Source organism: Agriterribacter sp. (assembly GCF_035497235.1).
GTDB lineage: Bacteria > Bacteroidota > Bacteroidia > Chitinophagales > Chitinophagaceae > Agriterribacter.
Genome location: NZ_DATJEB010000055.1, coordinates 22,325 through 38,999, shown reverse-complemented (window position 1 = coordinate 38,999; position 16,675 = coordinate 22,325). Strand labels below are relative to the sequence as shown.

General features: G+C 40.6%; 21 protein-coding genes. 18 read left to right on the top strand and 3 right to left on the bottom strand.

The features are described from left to right. Positions 1–11 precede the first annotated feature (11 nt). The 8 genes from VL121_RS20560 (at position 12) to map (ending at position 6,181) form a co-directional block, all read left to right on the top strand. A complete protein-coding gene (locus VL121_RS20560) occupies positions 12–275 on the top strand; it encodes a DUF2024 family protein (RefSeq protein ID WP_325408495.1) in 264 nt (87 codons plus the stop codon). A 2-nt stretch (positions 276–277) separates the two neighbouring features. Then, the gene (locus tag VL121_RS20555; RefSeq protein ID WP_325408494.1) at positions 278–874 is read left to right on the top strand and encodes a MarR family winged helix-turn-helix transcriptional regulator; all 597 of its coding nucleotides are present in this window, start codon (positions 278–280) and stop codon (positions 872–874) included. Positions 875–1,244: 370 nt separating this feature from the next. Continuing rightward, complete coding sequence (locus tag VL121_RS20550) at positions 1,245–1,508, top strand: hypothetical protein (RefSeq protein WP_325408493.1); 264 nt, start codon at positions 1,245–1,247, stop codon at positions 1,506–1,508. After that, complete coding sequence (locus VL121_RS20545) at positions 1,505–1,834, top strand: helix-turn-helix domain-containing protein (RefSeq protein ID WP_325408492.1); 330 nt, start codon at positions 1,505–1,507, stop codon at positions 1,832–1,834. Before VL121_RS20550 ends, VL121_RS20545 begins: the two co-directional genes overlap by 4 nt. 3 nt (positions 1,835–1,837) lie before the next feature. Beyond that, positions 1,838–3,127 carry a DNA cytosine methyltransferase gene (locus VL121_RS20540; RefSeq protein WP_325408491.1) on the top strand — a complete coding sequence of 430 codons (1,290 nt, stop codon included), beginning with the start codon at positions 1,838–1,840 and terminating at the stop codon, positions 3,125–3,127. Beyond that, entirely contained in the window at positions 3,120–4,442 is a 1,323-nt protein-coding gene (locus VL121_RS20535; RefSeq protein ID WP_325408490.1) for a hypothetical protein, read from the top strand. Before VL121_RS20540 ends, VL121_RS20535 begins: the two co-directional genes overlap by 8 nt. 1 nt (position 4,443) lies before the next feature. Then, positions 4,444–5,013 (top strand): hypothetical protein, encoded by a 570-nt coding sequence (locus VL121_RS20530; RefSeq protein WP_325408489.1) that lies wholly within the window; start codon positions 4,444–4,446, stop codon positions 5,011–5,013. A 403-nt stretch (positions 5,014–5,416) separates the two neighbouring features. Then, the gene (map, locus tag VL121_RS20525) at positions 5,417–6,181 is read left to right on the top strand and encodes a type I methionyl aminopeptidase (RefSeq protein ID WP_325408488.1); all 765 of its coding nucleotides are present in this window, start codon (positions 5,417–5,419) and stop codon (positions 6,179–6,181) included. A 215-nt stretch (positions 6,182–6,396) separates the two neighbouring features. Here map and VL121_RS20520 read toward each other — a convergent pair whose 3' ends face one another. Further along, a complete protein-coding gene (locus VL121_RS20520) occupies positions 6,397–7,008 on the bottom strand; it encodes a hypothetical protein (protein ID WP_325408487.1) in 612 nt (203 codons plus the stop codon). A gap of 551 nt (positions 7,009–7,559) precedes the next feature. Next, positions 7,560–9,851 carry a hypothetical protein gene (locus VL121_RS20515; protein ID WP_325408486.1) on the bottom strand — a complete coding sequence of 764 codons (2,292 nt, stop codon included), beginning with the start codon at positions 9,849–9,851 and terminating at the stop codon, positions 7,560–7,562. 364 nt (positions 9,852–10,215) lie between these two features. Between VL121_RS20515 and VL121_RS20510 the strand changes: the two genes are divergently transcribed. Together VL121_RS20510 and VL121_RS20505 are read left to right on the top strand one after the other, a co-directional pair. After that, the gene (locus tag VL121_RS20510) at positions 10,216–10,779 is read left to right on the top strand and encodes a YeeE/YedE family protein (protein ID WP_325408485.1); all 564 of its coding nucleotides are present in this window, start codon (positions 10,216–10,218) and stop codon (positions 10,777–10,779) included. Between the two features lie 65 nt (positions 10,780–10,844). Continuing rightward, positions 10,845–11,375 carry a DUF6691 family protein gene (locus VL121_RS20505; RefSeq protein WP_325408484.1) on the top strand — a complete coding sequence of 177 codons (531 nt, stop codon included), beginning with the start codon at positions 10,845–10,847 and terminating at the stop codon, positions 11,373–11,375. Here VL121_RS20505 and VL121_RS20500 read toward each other — a convergent pair. Further along, positions 11,353–11,541: an ORF6N domain-containing protein gene (locus VL121_RS20500; RefSeq protein WP_325408483.1), complete on the bottom strand. Its 189-nt coding sequence runs from the start codon at positions 11,539–11,541 to the stop codon at positions 11,353–11,355. The genes VL121_RS20505 and VL121_RS20500 overlap by 23 nt on opposite strands. A 239-nt stretch (positions 11,542–11,780) precedes the next feature. Here VL121_RS20500 and rpsJ point away from each other — a divergent pair, with 239 nt between their 5' ends. The 8 genes from rpsJ (at position 11,781) to rpsC (ending at position 16,604) form a co-directional block, all read left to right on the top strand. Next, entirely contained in the window at positions 11,781–12,086 is a 306-nt protein-coding gene (gene rpsJ / locus VL121_RS20495) for a 30S ribosomal protein S10 (RefSeq protein ID WP_152267147.1), read from the top strand. Between the two features lie 338 nt (positions 12,087–12,424). Further along, on the top strand, positions 12,425–13,045 hold the full coding sequence (gene rplC / locus VL121_RS20490) for a 50S ribosomal protein L3 (RefSeq protein WP_325408482.1): 621 nt from the start codon (positions 12,425–12,427) through the stop codon (positions 13,043–13,045). Positions 13,046–13,095: 50 nt separating this feature from the next. After that, positions 13,096–13,740 (top strand): 50S ribosomal protein L4, encoded by a 645-nt coding sequence (gene rplD / locus VL121_RS20485; RefSeq protein WP_325408481.1) that lies wholly within the window; start codon positions 13,096–13,098, stop codon positions 13,738–13,740. An 84-nt stretch (positions 13,741–13,824) separates the two neighbouring features. Further along, positions 13,825–14,124, top strand: coding sequence for a 50S ribosomal protein L23 (rplW, locus tag VL121_RS20480; RefSeq protein WP_325408480.1), 300 nt, complete (start codon positions 13,825–13,827; stop codon positions 14,122–14,124). A 64-nt stretch (positions 14,125–14,188) separates the two neighbouring features. Next, on the top strand, positions 14,189–15,025 hold the full coding sequence (gene rplB, locus VL121_RS20475; RefSeq protein ID WP_325408479.1) for a 50S ribosomal protein L2: 837 nt from the start codon (positions 14,189–14,191) through the stop codon (positions 15,023–15,025). Between the two features lie 64 nt (positions 15,026–15,089). Next, positions 15,090–15,362, top strand: coding sequence for a 30S ribosomal protein S19 (rpsS, locus tag VL121_RS20470; RefSeq protein WP_324555634.1), 273 nt, complete (start codon positions 15,090–15,092; stop codon positions 15,360–15,362). Positions 15,363–15,424: 62 nt separating this feature from the next. Next, positions 15,425–15,766 (top strand): 50S ribosomal protein L22, encoded by a 342-nt coding sequence (gene rplV / locus VL121_RS20465; protein WP_325408478.1) that lies wholly within the window; start codon positions 15,425–15,427, stop codon positions 15,764–15,766. A 25-nt stretch (positions 15,767–15,791) separates the two neighbouring features. Continuing rightward, positions 15,792–16,604 carry a 30S ribosomal protein S3 gene (rpsC, locus tag VL121_RS20460; protein ID WP_325408477.1) on the top strand — a complete coding sequence of 271 codons (813 nt, stop codon included), beginning with the start codon at positions 15,792–15,794 and terminating at the stop codon, positions 16,602–16,604. Positions 16,605–16,675 lie beyond the last annotated feature (71 nt).

Genomic DNA, 16,675 nt, shown 5'->3' with positions numbered 1-16,675 from the left:
AATACAGGAATATGCAAGTAGCAGTTTGGGACACTTATGTTACAAAAAAAGACGGCACTGTAATGCACTTTGACATTATTACGCCCGATCACATAAAAGATGAAAAAACAATTCATACTTTTGGTAAGGAATACTTACTGGCAAAAAATCAGGAAACCCAATCTTTAACAGCAAAAGAATGCAACTTTTGCCATGTTGAGAGAGCGACTGATGAAATGGCCTTAAGTATTGAACAAAGAGGCTATTACATAATGGAAATGGAAAACTGTAAATAAATTTGTCGGTATTTAATTTAGATAATCAAAATAAAAATCTTGATAACAAAATAGTTGCAGGGCTGGAACGCTTATCACAGGTGTTTAGAATCTTACTTTGGGAGAAAGCCAAAGAACATAGTTTGAGTCCACTCCAAATTCAGTTATTAATTTTCATCCGGCATCATTCGGCCGACAAAACTACTGTAAGTTACCTCGCACAAGAGTTTAATTTCACAAAACCAACAATTAGTGACGCTATAAAAACTCTGGAACAAAAGCAACTAATTCAAAAGGTTACAAACACATCTGACGCCAGAAGTTATACTATAAATTTAACTGCTGCAGGCAAGAAAATTGTTTTGGAAACAGAAAATTTTGCAAACCCGCTGACAACAATTATTTCAAAAGCAAAAGACTCTGACAAAATAGTTTTATGGGATAATATTTCAAGCCTTATCATAAGCTTAAATAAACTGGAAGTAATAAGTGTACAGAGAACTTGTTTTAACTGTAAACATTATTCCATTAAAAACAAACACCATTTTTGTAATCTGCTTGACCTAAAACTATTAACACAGGACATAAGAATTGATTGCAAAGAATTTGAAATTGCATAAATCATAATCTGAACGAGAAGAGCGAACAGCTAACATTGGTATCGCCGGTAGTGGTTGGCCTTTGCATGGCTGCTGTACGGTGTTTCCAGGCTTCGTACCTGTTATGTTTTTACCGGACTCTGTCCGGAAAATACCGTCCGGCGGTTGCAATAATATTCTTAATTGTTCCACTCCAGCCCTATTTTTTTAACTTTAGACATAAATAATTAGGTTTGATAACCCTTTCAATCTGTACCGCAATAAGGCCCGGCACTTAACCCGTTTTATCCTACTTTTGGGATTTTTGGCTTAGTGCAAAAATAAACTCAGTTGCGTAAGGCGGGGTGTTGTACGTCACCTTAAACAGCATACTACTTAAATTCAAACTAACATGACTTTGCCGATCCAACCCCACGCTATTTTAGCATCCCGCTTTTTGCGGGACAAAGCACGCAAAACCCCGACACAAAGCAAGCCTTCACACCCACCACCCGGCGGAAGGAATTCTTATGAACTTCATTGCAAACCTGGACAAGACAATTATCATCAACAACCTAATGAAGTAGTGTCAAATATTTTAGCTAAAAATTTTGGCAATTCAAAAAAGGCTGCTAAATTTGACAAAATTGTCAAGGTTAAAATTTCAAGACCATGAAAGAAACATTTGGAGAGTACATTCATAAGCTTAGGGTTGACAATAGCTTGACATTAACAAAACTTGCCGCAGCTCTCGATATTGACCAGTCAACTTTATCAAAAATTGAGAACAATAAAAGAAGTGTTCCGGAAGAAACACTACCAAAACTTGCAAAGGTCTTTCAGTTAGACAGAAAAAAATTAGATAAAGAGTTTTACAGCGAAAAAATCGCAATCCTCATATATGAAAAAGTGGATAACTTGGCAGAATTATTTCAATTAGCCGAAGAAAAAGTAAAATACCTGCAATTAAAATCAACAAAACAAGGAAAGCTAAAAATCTAATTCATGTATAAATCGTATAACGAAAATTCTGAATTTTCGGTAGTTGAAGAACCGCAAATTCTGATTGATTTTAAAACAACAAAAAGTAATGCAACAGCTTCTGCAAAAAAGACATACAAAGTTGTATCACTTTTTAGCGGTTGTGGCGGTTTGGATTTAGGATTTACAGGCGGCTTTAATTTTAGAGATAGACACTTTGGAAAAAATAAATTCAAAATTGAATTTGCAAACGATATTGACCCTGCCGCTGAATTAGTTTATAATTCCAACAAATCATTTTTCGGAAAACATTCTTTGGTAAAAGATGACATAAAAAACATCGATATAAACAATATTCCTGATTTCGATTTTTTGCTTGCCGGCTTTCCTTGTCAGCCTTTTTCAAATGCTGGTTTAAGAAAAGGCATCAATGATGAAAGAGGTAATTTATTTGAAGAATGTGAAAACCTTTTAAAGCAAGCTCTCAAAAGAAAAAACCCACCGATTGGATTTGTATTTGAAAATGTGAAGGGAATTCTTTCTTCAAAAATGGATAATGGAACAAGTATCCCTGATGAAATAGTTAAAAGAACAGAAAAGCTCGGTTTTAAAACGAACTATAAATTATTCAAGACATGTGATTATGGTGTACCTTCAAACAGACAAAGGTTAATAATTGTTGGGATCCGTAAAGACATTGGTTACTTTGACTATTCTCTTTTAGACCAAGTCGTTGCAGCATATAACCTTCCGAATGAAAAGGAAAATCCTTATGACTTGTATTTAGGTTCAGCCCTATGTGATATACCGAAAAATGCCCCACAATACAAAGACTATTGGAAGTATTCGCCAGGCGGACAATATATGGTTGACAAAATCGGTGCTTGCCTTGATGGTAAAGAAGCACTGCAAAAATTTAAAAAAAGAATTCCATTACATAAAATTTCAAATACAATTACAACCGGAAGGTCATGGAAAAACATGAACCCAAAAGATATGTCTGAAAGATTTTTAAAAATTTGGGACAATCCACAAAAATACAGAGCCCCCAATTTTTACAGAAGATTTGCTCTAGGTGAAATTAACGGAACAATTACAGCTTCTGCCCAACCAGAAAATTGCGGCATTACCCACCCGTTTGAAAACAGGCGGTTTACAATTCGTGAAGCTGCAAGAATACAATCATTCCCTGACGATTTCACTTTCCCTTACAAAACTATGGCGAACGCATACAAAGTAATTGGAAATGCAGTTCCGCCTATATTTGGTTGGGTAATTGCAAAAGCCTTAACCAGGCACATAGACAATGGGTAATATCAATCACATTAAAGCGTATTTATTAGGACTGTTAGTTGGTGGTGGTAAAGTTGACACAAATACTTTTGTTATTGACCTTCCTTTTAAAAAGTGGGGAATGGCCCCAATGCGAATGAATATTATTGCGACTGATATTCTTACCAATATCCGCCAACGCTTTAGCACTACTTATAATTTCGATGTTACTTACGAAATTGGTAATAGCAGATGGCTAATTACACCAATTGCAGGTGCGGACATTTCACCATTAGTAAAAGATTTGCAAGACCTAAATTTACCAATTGGTGGTTTTCTATTATCAACAGTTGATTTATCAATTGCAAAAACTAAACTTGCAGGAATAAGTGTTGAAAGTTTTCTTTCAGGTATCTTTGATACAAGAGCAAGTCTTACGCTTTCTCACAGGCGTTTTACAGATGAAGCACCTGTTGTATCAGTTGAAATTCCCGGCAGTACAAAAAATTTCAAGTTTGTTGTTCAATTGTGTTCATGGCTTACTGATTTAGGCTCAATTACTGACCAAATTTTGTACAATCATCCAAATCAACATGCAGCATCTGACCCCGACTATAAAGGCTGGAAGAAAGGATTTAAGATTAGGTTTCTTGTGAAATCTTTTTTAGCACAACACTCATTTGCGTTGCAGGCAAAATCAATTGACGTAACTACAATTGAAAAGAAACAGAAGAAAGAAGAACAAATTCCATGTTACTTAAGAAAACTTCGTAAGCCCAGCCCAATAACAGTTCATGGCGACCAAAATTCTTTGGAACTTCCTATCGAAGTGAGAAATAAAATATTTTTCCATTACCATCATTTTTGTGCAGTTTTAAATTGTCCTCATGCCCCAAAAAAAGAAATTGAGGAATTAATTAAACAGAAAAACAGCCTGATAAATTTTTTTCCTCGATTATCAAAAGGTTCGAAGAAAGAATTACAAAAAATATTTGAGAAAATTCAATCAACATATTTTCCTGCCGAAGAAATATCACAGCAAAAAATTAAAATAAGCAAGTTGCTTGAAGATGAAACATTCGTTGACTTTGCTGGATTAGACCAAGGCATCGCATACTTATTTGCAACATCTTTGAGTGGGAAAAGGCATATAGGCTCAATGAGTAAAATTTTGAACCAATGCACTGAAAATATTGTTTTGGTTTCTACTATTGGCAGTGGCTTCAATAGCCCATTATTGGTTGTAAATACTTCCAATCAAAGGGCTTTTATTTGTTCTTCTGTTTCAAACAAGCTAAACCAAGAAATGATTAAAAGGAAAATCACAGTAAAAGGATTAAACGTAAATATTCAATAGGATGAATGAAATTAGTTACTACGAAGAATTCTCAAAAAAGTTTACTCAATATTTAAGTTCATACTTAGGTAGCGATTTTAAAATTTACTACTCATGCAATAATACATTAGATGTACTTGTTAAAGACTTAGAACTTCAATCAGGAATTACTATTAAGCCAGAAAATTCATACATCCCAAAATTAAAAGTTGATATTGTTTTTGCTGTTTGTGAAAATAATACAGCAAGACTAATATTAATTGAAGCAAAATATTTACCCCAATTAAGCCTTAAAGATTATTCACAACTATCAGGTTATTTGCAAGTCGCAAAAACTATAGACATTGGACTGCTATTGTTAGTACAAAAGGGGAGTGGCATAAATAAACTTTCAAATGACTTCCAAGAAATATTACGACTTAAAAAGCTGCCCATGAATTGGCTTATCGACTTGCAGCAATTTAATGAGCAGCATAATTTTAAAACAGGAATTATAAGTTATATGCCTGACAATGGTATTGATTGGGTAGACACCAAAGAAATTCACGGCATATCATCATTTGAGGAATTAACTAACATCATTAAAACTTAGCCAACGCACCAAATCGGGCACATTTGCAAGGCACACAAAACCGACACACAAAAGCCAATCTTGCAAAAGAGCCTGCCTTGTTCCTACGCTTCCGGGACACACCCTACTTCATTGGACACAGTATGGAGTTTGACAGACCAAGAAGAAGGGCGAACGTACAATATAGGTTTGCCAAAATGCAGGCGGACGGAAGCCGTGTTTCAACTTTTTGTTTTCCATATGGCTTCATACCGAGCAGAACGTTATTAATTTAGCTATGTGCAAATCATCAACTTTTATTTATATTTAGCTTCAGTTAGCCGGGCGGATGGAATTCTATTGCCACAACTTCAGCAAGCCATGAACATTAGCTGTCAGGCAACGGCCGGCGGTGTAAGCAAATGAACAAACGAATTAAACGACTATGTCAATAACAAGAAACGAAGAACTTATCGGAATGAAAAAAGCAAGTGAAGCGGTTGCTTATACTTTAAAAGAAATGCGAAAATATGCTCAGCCCGGTATGACGACAAAACAATTGGACAACTATGGAGCAAAAATACTTTCAGACTTTGGAGCAAAATCAGCACCGTACCTGGCTTATGGTTTTCCGGGTTGGACTTGTATAAGTGTGAACAATGAATTTTGTCACGGCATTCCGTCTGACAACAGCATACTGAAAGAAGGCGATTTGGTGAACATTGACGTTTCTGCCGAACTTGACGGCTTTTGGTCGGACAACGGTGGCTCTTTTGTGCTTGGTAAAGACATTAACCAACATCAAAAACTTATAGACGCTTCAAAACAAATTTTGCAGAAAGCAATCTTTAACATTAAAGGCGGTGTTCGCATTTCAGACATTGGACTTTTAATAGAAACAGAAGCCAGGAAACGTGGTTACAAAGTAATTAAGAACTTAACAGGACACGGAATAGGACGGAATTTACACGAAGAACCAAGCAACATAGCAAATTACAGAGACCGTTTTAATCTGACAAGATTTAAAAAGAACTCTGTTGTTGCCATTGAAACGTTTATTACGACAACTTCAACGTATGCCGAAACGCTTGAAGATGATTGGACAATGGTTGGAAACAAAGGCGGATTTATGGCACAGCACGAACATACTATTGTGGTTACAGACGGAAAACCAATTGTATTGACAGAAATGAATGAAATTTGGAACTAATATAAAATGCGCTGCTGTACGATGTCTCCGGCCTGGCAAAAGAAGTAGGTTTAAAAGCAGGGTAAGTGAAATTTTGAATAAGAAAAGAAAGTTGTTTATAGACATGATACGCCAATTACACGACAAGTTAAAGATACCTGCAGATGTATTGATACAGGTTTATTGATAATTGTATAATGTATGATTAAAAAGCAGGATACAGCGCATCCTGAATATCATCCCTCTATACCAAATGCACGGTTAAGCAGCCATATCACATCTTCGGGCCGCCGGGCCGTTGCAATAAATTTCCTTAAGGGTTCTACTATTTTAGGATAGTCATCTGCAAAAGCAAGCAAGGGTATTTCAACGAGATTAAAATCCTGCATGCATTGAAGAAAAGCATTTTTATCGCTGCCTGAAAACCGTATATACTTCAGCGTAGTAACGTTTATCTCTGTTAGCGCATTAACCGTATGTGCATATAAATTAAATTCAAGCACACAATCCTGCGTTAATTCCGTTTGGTACGCGGCAAGCTTTTGTAATACCATATCCTTAGAAAAGTATGCGGTGGTTACTGTTTCTTCTCCCGATAAGCCGTATTCGCAGCATATTTCTTCCGGCAGTAAATGGGCAAGGGCAAGCACAAAGCGCCAAAGTTTGGAATTATTAATATTGATCTCTGCCTGGAAAGCAAAAGAAAGCTGGCGGGTAGTATTGGGCGTTATTTTGTACCCTTCTGTTATCGCCGCTTTTTTTCTCTTAAGCAGCAGTTCTTCTATATCCGGCCGGTGGGGCATTTCTCCGGCAAGCGGAATGCGCACGGTAACAGGTAATTCTAACATGTAGTAAAGATAAGAAACGGTATACCTGCAAACCCTGGTTTTCTTTTGCTTTCTTCGGAATTATGAAATGTTGTAGAATTAGTCGTTTAAGTTGTGGAAATATTTATATAGCCCTATTTCTTTTGGGCGATTGTTTTTATCAGCTTTGCCTTTCACTTCTATCGTTAATTTATCCATTGGTCTCTTCTATAGCATTTAAAAAACTGAATTTGAGCAGATGGTTGAGCCAGATACTTCCAATAGACTTCCTGTAGTTGAAACCACAGCAGCGCAAAAGCTACATCAGGGAACCATCCGAAAAACGGGGGTATTCGTTTTCCGGCGCCCGCCCCCGTTCGACTGGCACCATCCGGGCGGACGAACCATGTTCAGTATGGCGGGGATTTTGGTTACTTTTTTCGCAAAAATTAACAAAGAAAAAATAGTTTGATAGCTTATATTGGTTTTGAAGGTAATAGTTATCATTTTGAAATGAACAATCAATTACCAGTTAACTTTTGCAAAGTCTGTAACTATGATTCCGGCCTATGCGCCTAATACTAAAATGTTATTTACATGGAGCCCAATTGCGTACGTACAAATTCACAATTGATCACTTTCTCTATTAAATCCTGCGGTACATAATAATACTGGTTGGATGCTTCAAACCCGATGCGGGAATCGGATTGCGTGATTTCAAACAGTGTCCTGGCTAAAGTTATTTCATTGTTCAGTATGTTGTTGATCGCTTTAATTTGAATTTGTTTTTCAGCAGACGGCAAATGATGATTCCGTATACTGTCCCTGGCCATAACAAACCTTACCTGGTTGGCAACGGATGCAAAATGCAGCCATGCCGCTGTGGCTATTCCCATATCCGCTTTTGCCATAGCCCGTTTGCCGGGTTCTGCAACCTCAATTGCTTTTTTAAAGTAACCGAGTCCTTCTTTCCAGCCATTGGCTACTTTATCAAATTGCCCTGCAAATACTGCTGCCGGGTAAATGCTTCGCCATCCTTTAAGGTCATCATACGGAAAGCCTACCATGGTTGATGCGTACCCGGTAGGTTCTGCAAATAATAAATTGGCCGGACCGTATTGCTGCGGTGCATTGTACACTACGCCGCCGCCATAGGGAAACTCGCGGAAAGCATTGCTGAATGCAGTCCAGGCCTGGCGGGCAAAAGGCGCGGCAGCATTGCCGTAAAGCTGCAAAGCCAGTTCATTAAGCACTGTTTCAGGTTTAGCAGCAGGGTTTTTAGCAAATGCCTGCGCTATCTCCAGGTTGGGAGACGGGTATCCGCCCAGCGACCAGCTCAGCATGAGGCCATCGGTATCCATTTTTGCCAGGTTGGAAGCATGTTCGGCAATAATATCTGAAACCGGCAGCCAGGGTACGGCAGATAGCTCCCAGGTATTATTGAACTGCACTTTAGCCACCGTTTTTAAGCCGGCCTGCTTTGCCAGTGCCCAATGCCGTGTAGCGCGCGGGCCCGGGCCTACTGCAGAGATGGAATATTCCCCAACCTGTGAAGGGATGCCTCCCCGTTCAATGGGTTTTGCCCATTCGCTTACAGACATGAGCCATACTGATTTGGGTAGTTTGGCAATTACATCCGGCGCATCGCCATGGTTGTGCCATCCCCAGTCCCATGCAATAACCCTGGCATTGGCATTGCCCGCATGCACGCCATTTGCCATAGCCTCATTTACTCCGGCAATTATATCAGCATATTTGCGCCGGCTGCAACGCGGGCAGGCTTTCTGGTTACCGTGTGATGCGCAACTGGTGAAATTTTCAGATGCGGTAATGGTGAACACGCCACCGAGTTCAGGCGCCTGTTTAAAAACATAGGCAAGCGAATGACTGATCCAGTTCAGCACTTTTTCATTGCTGGTGCATAAGGCGGCAAATGCACCTTCCTGCGTACCCATCATCTCCTGCCTGTTTTTAAAAAAAGATAGAGGCATGGCCCGGGGTTCATTCATATACAGGTAAACCGAAATGCCATATTGTTTTGCTCTTTCCACAATACGGCGGAGATTATGAAGCCGGGTAAGGTGTCCTTCTCCAAACTCAGGGAAATCATTGCCACCTGGAGCCAGTTGATTCAGTACAACGTGCATCCATATTCCGTTCACACCTTTTGAGGCTAACCTGGCAAGCAATCCATCGGGGTAGGGGTCGTGGAGGGTGTCAATTAAAGGGTCGCCAAAAATGCCAAAATAAGAGTAGATGAAGCGCAACCCCTTTTCATTTGAATACTGCGCTGTTTCTTTTTTGGGTAAACCTTCTGTTGATTGCAGATCCTTTACAAAAGCAAACCTGGGGGCGGTTGGCCGGGCAAGGGAAGCTTTGAAATGCTGCTGTACCAATTGTTTGATCTCCTTTGCACGTGCCAATGTTTTTTTATCGGGTTTTGTATATATGATCTTTGAACACATTGGTTTAAGGTTGCCTAATTTAACGAACAGGAAATCGTCTTCCTTAAGCGCAAATTCCAGTTCATCCGCAGTCATATCCAGCAGGGTCAGCAACTGATCATAGGGCAGCAGGTGCCAGTTCCTTCGTATCACGGTAATGTATATCCTCTTTTTAAAATCAGGCGAAACAGATTGTGCCGGTGGTAATCCCATAGATTCCGCAACCGCTATAATGTCTTTTGTGCCGCAGTCAATGGTTTGAGCCATGCGCTCCGGTTCCACCAGGTTCCAGTTCCGCCAAACCAGCGCGTACACGCGGTTGGGAAAGTGTTCGTATTCAATAGCAGGCGGGTGCGTGCCAACTGGAAGCTGTTCCTGTGCAGGCAGGCCGGTATATGCTGTAATAGTTAAAAAGAATAGCGGAATAAAAACTTTGATCATGACCCTTTGTGTTTAAATAATATTGCCTGGCAAGCATAATGCTTTTCCTGAGATGATGCCGTTAATAGTAAAAATAAGCATTAAAGACAGAACGTCATATCGGTTACAAAGATGTAGCTGCAAACTGCCGGGGGGAGTGGATATATGGACAGATGCTGTGATCATAGCGTTGATTAAAAAATTAAACATACAGCTTATCAGCTATAAAGATTTAATGTGAGAATGTGGAAATGTGGCAATTTGAAAATTTGAAAAAGAGTGTACTCTCCTGATAAGCTAAAACTATAAATGCTAATAGACACCCTGAAACCTGATACCTCCTTGAAGCTAATTACGTAAATTGCACTTATAAATAATTACAATTATGCTTGAATGGCTTAAACAACCCTGGCCATGGTATATAGCCGGACCCTTAATTGGATTAACCGTACCCGTTTTACTGCTGCTTGGCAACAAAACCTTCGGTATATCCTCATCCCTGCGGCATATCTGTGCTATTTGTATTCCCGGCAAAATCCCCTTTTTCCGGTACGACTGGAAGAAAGAGGCCTGGAATCTTTTTTTTGTAGGAGGTATTTTACTCGGAGGTATAGTGGCGGCGCAGTGGCTGGCCAATCCGGCACCGGTGCTGGTTCACCCTCATCTGCAGGAAGATCTGGCGGCTTATGGCGTAACAGATTATAGCGGCATTGTTCCCGGGGATATTTTTTCGTGGCAGGAGTTATTTACCCCGAGGGGCTTTATTATGATAGTAGTGGGGGGCTTCATGGTTGGCTTCGGCACCCGCTATGCCGGGGGGTGTACCAGTGGGCATGCCATTATGGGGCTGAGCAACCTGCAATGGCCATCACTCGTAGCTACCTGTTGCTTTATGATAGGCGGCTTTGTAATGACCTGGCTTATCCTTCCCTATATTCTTCAGTTATGATCTATGAGTTCAACTATGGGTTCAGTAAACCAGAAATCCACAAATCAGAAATCTCAAATATTTATATGTTGGTAAAAGAAAAAATAAGCAAGGCGTCTGGAAAAGAAGAACTGGTATATACGGATTATGAAGTGCGTTCACAAAATGCCATGTGCGTAAATGAAAGCACTCTTGACAGGCCGCTTGCTTCTAATATTAAATATGCGGTATTGGGTATTTTTTTCGGGATCGTATTTGTGAAGGCGGAAATCGTTTCCTGGTTCAGGATACAGGAAATGTTCAGGCTGCAAAGCTTTTACATGTATGGCGTTATTGGCTCGGCTGTGGTGGTGGGTATGATTGGTGTGGCGCTGATTAAAAGATATAATGCAAGGTCAATAGAAGGAGAAAAAATACACCTGGAACCCAAGCGCTTTCATAAAGGACAAATTTATGGGGGGCTGATCTTCGGCTTAGGCTGGGCTGTTACCGGCGCATGTCCCGGACCCTTGTTTGCCCAAATTGGAACAGGTGCTACGGTAATTATAGTAACCTTACTAAGCGCGGTGGCGGGTACCTGGGTATATGGACGTTTCAGGAACAGGTTGCCGCATTAAAAGCAGGCTGAAACATAAAATCGGACGGGAATCTTCCAAAATTGTGCTTAACAGACTGATTAAGCGCTTTAGTCACTGCTCCATACAGGTTTGCCGGGTCAAAGCAGGGCATTACCTTTTGGTTCCTTAATTTATATATTTTTTGCTGAATGATGGTGATATCCATAGTATGTTTTTCAGGTTGAGCAAACAATTACTTATTTAAAAATAATAAAATGTATAATGATGGATAAATTTAAAAGGGGAAAGTGAAGATTTACCGAGTAAACCACCTGAAATGAACCCTTACCGGTGGCAGTTTGCAGCCCCCTAAAACATTTTTAAATTTTCTTTCCCAACTATTTGGCAATAAACAATAAGGCACATACCTTTGCACTCCCAAAATCAAAACGGGTACTTTACGGTATGTCTCAAAGAATCAGAATAAAATTACAGAGCTACGATCACAACCTGGTAGATAAATCTGCCGAAAAGATCGTTAAAACTGTACGCAGTACTGGTGCCGTGGTAACAGGACCTATTCCTTTACCTACACAAAAAAAGATTTTTACGGTATTGCGTTCACCCCATGTAAACAAGAAGAGTCGTGAACAGTTCCAGCTTTCCACCCACAAGCGTTTGCTGGATATTTACACTTCGTCTTCCCGTACTGTAGATGCGCTGAGTAAGTTAGACCTGCCCAGCGGTGTGGATGTAGAGATCAAAGCGTAATTTTTGATCGCCCCCGCAACGGCGGGGAAAGATAAAGCAACTTAGTTCTTAATATATTCCATCTGCCAATTGCGGGAAACCAAAAAAAAGCAGCGCTGGATTGCCGGAAGCGAAAGGGGGTAAAACCCGTTTGGTCATAAATATAAATATCAGTTTATGATTTCCGGTTTTGGAGAATTAAATATGAACTAGCCCTTCGAGGTTAGTTTACCGCTGGTACTTCCGCTTTCACAAGTGGGAAACAAAGGAAAAGGTCGGCGGCAAACGGGGATTGAAGCATTGGATATAAATTATAGTCCGGTCTGTCTCTTTAACCAAATGGGTATAAAAACAAAACAATGAAAGGTATTATTGGTAAAAAAATCGGGATGACCAGCATCTTCAATCCTGCCGATGGCACACAAACTGCCGTTACTATTATTGAAGCTGGTCCTTGCGTGGTTACGCAGGTTAAAACAAAAGAATCCGATGGCTACAGTTCAGTTCAGTTAGGTTTTGGCGATAAAACGGAAAAACATACTACAAAAGCAGAAGCCGGTCACTACGCCAAATCAAATACTCCCGCTAAAAAGTTCGTAAAAGAATTCCGCGATTTTTCTATTGAAAAAAATATTGGTGAAACGGTTACACTCGACATTTTCGCCGAGGGCGATAAAGTGGAAGTAATCGGCACTACAAAAGGTAAGGGTTTTCAGGGTGTGGTTAAACGTCACGGATTTCATGGCGTGGGTGAACAATCGCACGGGCAGCACGACCGCCAGAGAGCGCCTGGTTCCATTGGTAACTCTTCCGATGCATCGCGTGTATTTAAAGGTATGCGTATGGCGGGCCGTATGGGTGGCGACAGGGTGAAAGTGAAAGGGTTAAAAGTGGTGAAAATGTTCCCCGATAAAAACTACCTGCTGGTAAGCGGAGCTGTTCCGGGGTATAATGGTTCAATTGTATTAATTCAAAAGTAAAGTCACTGCCGGTACACAGGTAACTGTGTACCGGCAAAATATTTTATACAATGCAAGTAGATATTTTAAATAAAGCAGGTGAAAAAACAGGTCGTACAGCGGAACTGCCTGATGAGATTTTTGGAATTGAACCAAACGATCATGTAATCTACCTCGCTGTAAAGCAGTTCCTGGCAGCGCAGCGCCAGGGCACACACAAGGTTAAAACCCGTGCCGAAGTGAAAGGATCCAGCCGTAAGCTGCATCGTCAGAAAGGTACAGGCGGCGCACGTAAAGGCAATATCCGCAACCCTTTATATAAAGGTGGCGGTACCATATTCGGACCTAAGCCGCACGGCTATGACATTAAGCTGAACCGTAAAGTAAAAGACCTGGCTAAAATATCGGCGCTTTCCTATAAAGCAAAAGAAAATGCCATTGTGGTTATTGAAGATTTTTCTTTGGACGCGCCTAAAACCAAAGAAGCTGCCGGCGTAATTAAAAGCCTCAACCTGAACAAGAAAAGGACTTTATTCGTATTACCCGGTTATAATGAGAATGTACAGTTGAGCTTTCGTAATATGCCCACGGTACTGGGGGTGTTGCTGGCTGATGTAAATACGTATGATATTATAAACAGCGATGTGCTGGTGCTTACAGAAAATGCGGCTAAAATATTTTCTGAAGAAGAAACAACAGCCGGAGCAGAGGCATAAGAGAATTTTTGAAAAAATGGTTTAGACCAGAGAAGCGGACGAATTTTCAAATTTTCAAATTTTCAAATTTTCAAATTAACAGAAATGAAACTGGCAGATGTACTTGTTAAACCGATCATAAGCGAAAAAAGCAATAAGCTTTCTGAAAAAAGAAATATTTATGCTTTCCGGGTAGGACGCAAGGCTAATAAGTTGGAAATAAAAAAAGCGGTAGAAGAGTTTTATGGCATTAGTGTGGTGAATGTAAATACAGTTGTTGTTCCAAGTAAAAGCAAGTCGAGATTTACAAAGGCTGGCGTTATTTCTGGACGTAAGCCTGCTTACAAAAAGGCGTATGTAACCATAGCGGACGGAGAGAATATTGATCTGTACAGCACACTATAGTCCAACAGATATTACATTATTAAAGCTGGCGAAGCTGAAAAGTTCGCAATAAAAAGAAACAACAATGGCAGTAAGAAAATACAAACCAATGACAGCGGGCACCCGTTGGAGAATTGGAAATGGATATGCCGAAATTACTACGGATACGCCTGAAAAAAGTTTGCTGGAACCCAAACCAAGATCGGGAGGACGTAATTTCCAGGGTCGCCGCGCCATGCGCTATATTGGTGGCGGACACAAGCAGAAATACCGCGTTGTAGATTTTAAAAGAGATAAAAAAGACATCAAAGCTACCGTGGCGTCTGTTGAATACGATCCTAACCGTACTGCTTTTATTGCCTTGCTGCATTATGCTGATGGCGAAAAAAGATACATCATTGCACCGCAGGGATTGCAGGTAGGGTCTGTAATAGTGAGCGGGGATAGCGTAGCGCCCGAAATAGGAAATGCATTACAGTTAAAGTATATGCCTTTAGGTACAAACGTACATAATATTGAACTGCAGCCCGGGCAGGGTGGTAAGTTGGTGCGCAGTGCCGGGTCTTCCGCACAGTTGAGCAATAAGGAAGAAAAATACGGGGTGTTAAAAATGCCCAGTGGTGAGCTCAGGAAAATACTGATCAATTGTTATGCAACTGTAGGTGTGGTAAGTAATAGTGATCATAGCCAGGAAAGAGCCGGTAAAGCAGGTGTAAACCGCTGGAAAGGCGTTCGCCCCCGTGTGCGTGGTGTGGCTATGAACCCTGTGGATCACCCAATGGGTGGTGGCGAAGGAAGAGCATCCGGAGGACATCCGAGATCAAGAACCGGTAAGTATGCGAAAGGATTGAAAACCCGGAAGCAAAAAGGTTCAGATAAGCTGATCATTCAGCGCAAAAACGGAAAGAAGCTGGCGAAATAAGTGGTAAGGGGTAAGTGGTAAGATAAATCAGAAATCAATAAATCTAAAATCTGAAATATAGATTATGGGTCGTTCAATAAAAAAAGGTCCTTACGTAGCCGATTATTTAGAAAAGAAGGTATTGGCAATGAACGAGGGCACAGCTAAAAAAGGAGTGATCAAAACCTGGAGCCGCCGCTCCACTATTACCCCCGACTTTGTGGGCAATACGTTTGCGGTACATAATGGTAACAAGTTTATACCCGTGTATGTAACCGAGTATATGGTGGGTCATAAGTTAGGTGAATTTGCGCCTACCCGTAATTTTAAAGGACACTCAAGCAAAAAAATAGCTTAAAAAATTAGTGGCGGATTATAAGTTGTAACAAACAGACAATCTGAAACCTGAAACAATAAAAAATGGAAGCAGTAGCTAAACTCAGAAACTATCCTACATCGCCCCGCAAAATGCGTTTGCTGGCAGATGTTATCCGTGGTATGGACGTAGAGAAGGCTTTGGCAATATTGGAACATCATCCGCAGCATTCTTCTACGCCACTGTATAAATTATTAAGGAGCGGAGTAAGTAACTGGGAGCAAAAAAACCAGGGAACGAACGCGGCAGACAGCAACCTGATAGTAAAAACAATTTTTGTAGATGGTGGAAGAGTGCTCAAAAGAATGTTGCCCGCGCCGCAGGGAAGGGCTTACCGGGTACGCAAACGCAGCAATCATGTAACTGTGATTGTAGACCAGAAATAAAAATGAAAATTTTCAAATTATAAACATGGGTCAAAAAGCAAATCCAATTGGTAACAGGTTAGGGATCATCCGTGGCTGGGAAAGCAACTGGTATGGTAACAAGAGGGATTACTCCAAAAAGCTGATCGAAGATAACCGGATCAGAACCTATCTTAATGCCCGTATCAATAAAGGCGGTATTTCTAAAATTGTGATTGAGCGTACGCTTAATAAGCTTATCGTAACTATACATACTTCCAAGCCAGGTATTATTATTGGCAAAGGCGGCGGCGAAGTAGACCATATTAAAGAAGAGTTAAAGAAACTTACGGGTAAAGAAGATGTGCAGATAAATATTCTGCAGGTTCGCCGTCCTGAACTGGATGCCAATATTGTGGGCGATACCATTGCAAGGCAGATAGAAAACCGTATTAACTATAAACGTGCTATTAAATTATCCATAGCGTCAGCGCTTCGCATGGGCGCCGAAGGTATCAAGATAAAAGTGAGTGGTCGTTTGGGTGGCGCTGAAATTGCCCGTACGGAAGAACTTAAGCAGGGCCGCGTTCCGTTACATACCTTCCGTATGGAAATTGATTACGCCAACGTGTTTGCCTTAACCGTATATGGAAAAATAGGCATCAAGGTTTGGATATGTAAAGGTGAGGTATTAACCAAACGCGATCTTAACCCGAATATAATTGACGGAAAAGGCGAAATTAGCGGTGGCGTAGGCGACAACAGGCGTGATGACAGAAGAGGTGGTGGTGGAGACAGAAGAGGTGGAGGTGACAGGCGCGATGATAGAAGAGGCGGCGGTGGAGACAGACGGGGCGGCGGAAGAGGAGACAGGAGATAGTTTATTAAGGTATGAGGTATAAGGTGTGAGCGATAAGGTGTAAGAACAATATTCAAAATTTTCAAATTGTA

Coding starts and splice junctions, on each gene's coding strand:
- VL121_RS20560 (WP_325408495.1), top strand. CDS start 12: ATGCAAGTAGCAGTTTGGGACACTTATGTTACAAAAAAAGACGGCACT.
- VL121_RS20550 (WP_325408493.1), top strand. CDS start 1,245: ATGACTTTGCCGATCCAACCCCACGCTATTTTAGCATCCCGCTTTTTG.
- VL121_RS20545 (WP_325408492.1), top strand. CDS start 1,505: ATGAAAGAAACATTTGGAGAGTACATTCATAAGCTTAGGGTTGACAAT.
- VL121_RS20540 (WP_325408491.1), top strand. CDS start 1,838: ATGTATAAATCGTATAACGAAAATTCTGAATTTTCGGTAGTTGAAGAA.
- VL121_RS20535 (WP_325408490.1), top strand. CDS start 3,120: ATGGGTAATATCAATCACATTAAAGCGTATTTATTAGGACTGTTAGTT.
- VL121_RS20530 (WP_325408489.1), top strand. CDS start 4,444: ATGAATGAAATTAGTTACTACGAAGAATTCTCAAAAAAGTTTACTCAA.
- map (WP_325408488.1), top strand. CDS start 5,417: ATGTCAATAACAAGAAACGAAGAACTTATCGGAATGAAAAAAGCAAGT.
- VL121_RS20520 (WP_325408487.1), bottom strand. CDS start 7,008: ATGTTAGAATTACCTGTTACCGTGCGCATTCCGCTTGCCGGAGAAATG.
- VL121_RS20515 (WP_325408486.1), bottom strand. CDS start 9,851: ATGATCAAAGTTTTTATTCCGCTATTCTTTTTAACTATTACAGCATAT.
- VL121_RS20510 (WP_325408485.1), top strand. CDS start 10,216: ATGCTTGAATGGCTTAAACAACCCTGGCCATGGTATATAGCCGGACCC.
- VL121_RS20505 (WP_325408484.1), top strand. CDS start 10,845: ATGTTGGTAAAAGAAAAAATAAGCAAGGCGTCTGGAAAAGAAGAACTG.
- VL121_RS20500 (WP_325408483.1), bottom strand. CDS start 11,541: ATGGATATCACCATCATTCAGCAAAAAATATATAAATTAAGGAACCAA.
- rpsJ (WP_152267147.1), top strand. CDS start 11,781: ATGTCTCAAAGAATCAGAATAAAATTACAGAGCTACGATCACAACCTG.
- rplC (WP_325408482.1), top strand. CDS start 12,425: ATGAAAGGTATTATTGGTAAAAAAATCGGGATGACCAGCATCTTCAAT.
- rplD (WP_325408481.1), top strand. CDS start 13,096: ATGCAAGTAGATATTTTAAATAAAGCAGGTGAAAAAACAGGTCGTACA.
- rplW (WP_325408480.1), top strand. CDS start 13,825: ATGAAACTGGCAGATGTACTTGTTAAACCGATCATAAGCGAAAAAAGC.
- rplB (WP_325408479.1), top strand. CDS start 14,189: ATGGCAGTAAGAAAATACAAACCAATGACAGCGGGCACCCGTTGGAGA.
- rpsS (WP_324555634.1), top strand. CDS start 15,090: ATGGGTCGTTCAATAAAAAAAGGTCCTTACGTAGCCGATTATTTAGAA.
- rplV (WP_325408478.1), top strand. CDS start 15,425: ATGGAAGCAGTAGCTAAACTCAGAAACTATCCTACATCGCCCCGCAAA.
- rpsC (WP_325408477.1), top strand. CDS start 15,792: ATGGGTCAAAAAGCAAATCCAATTGGTAACAGGTTAGGGATCATCCGT.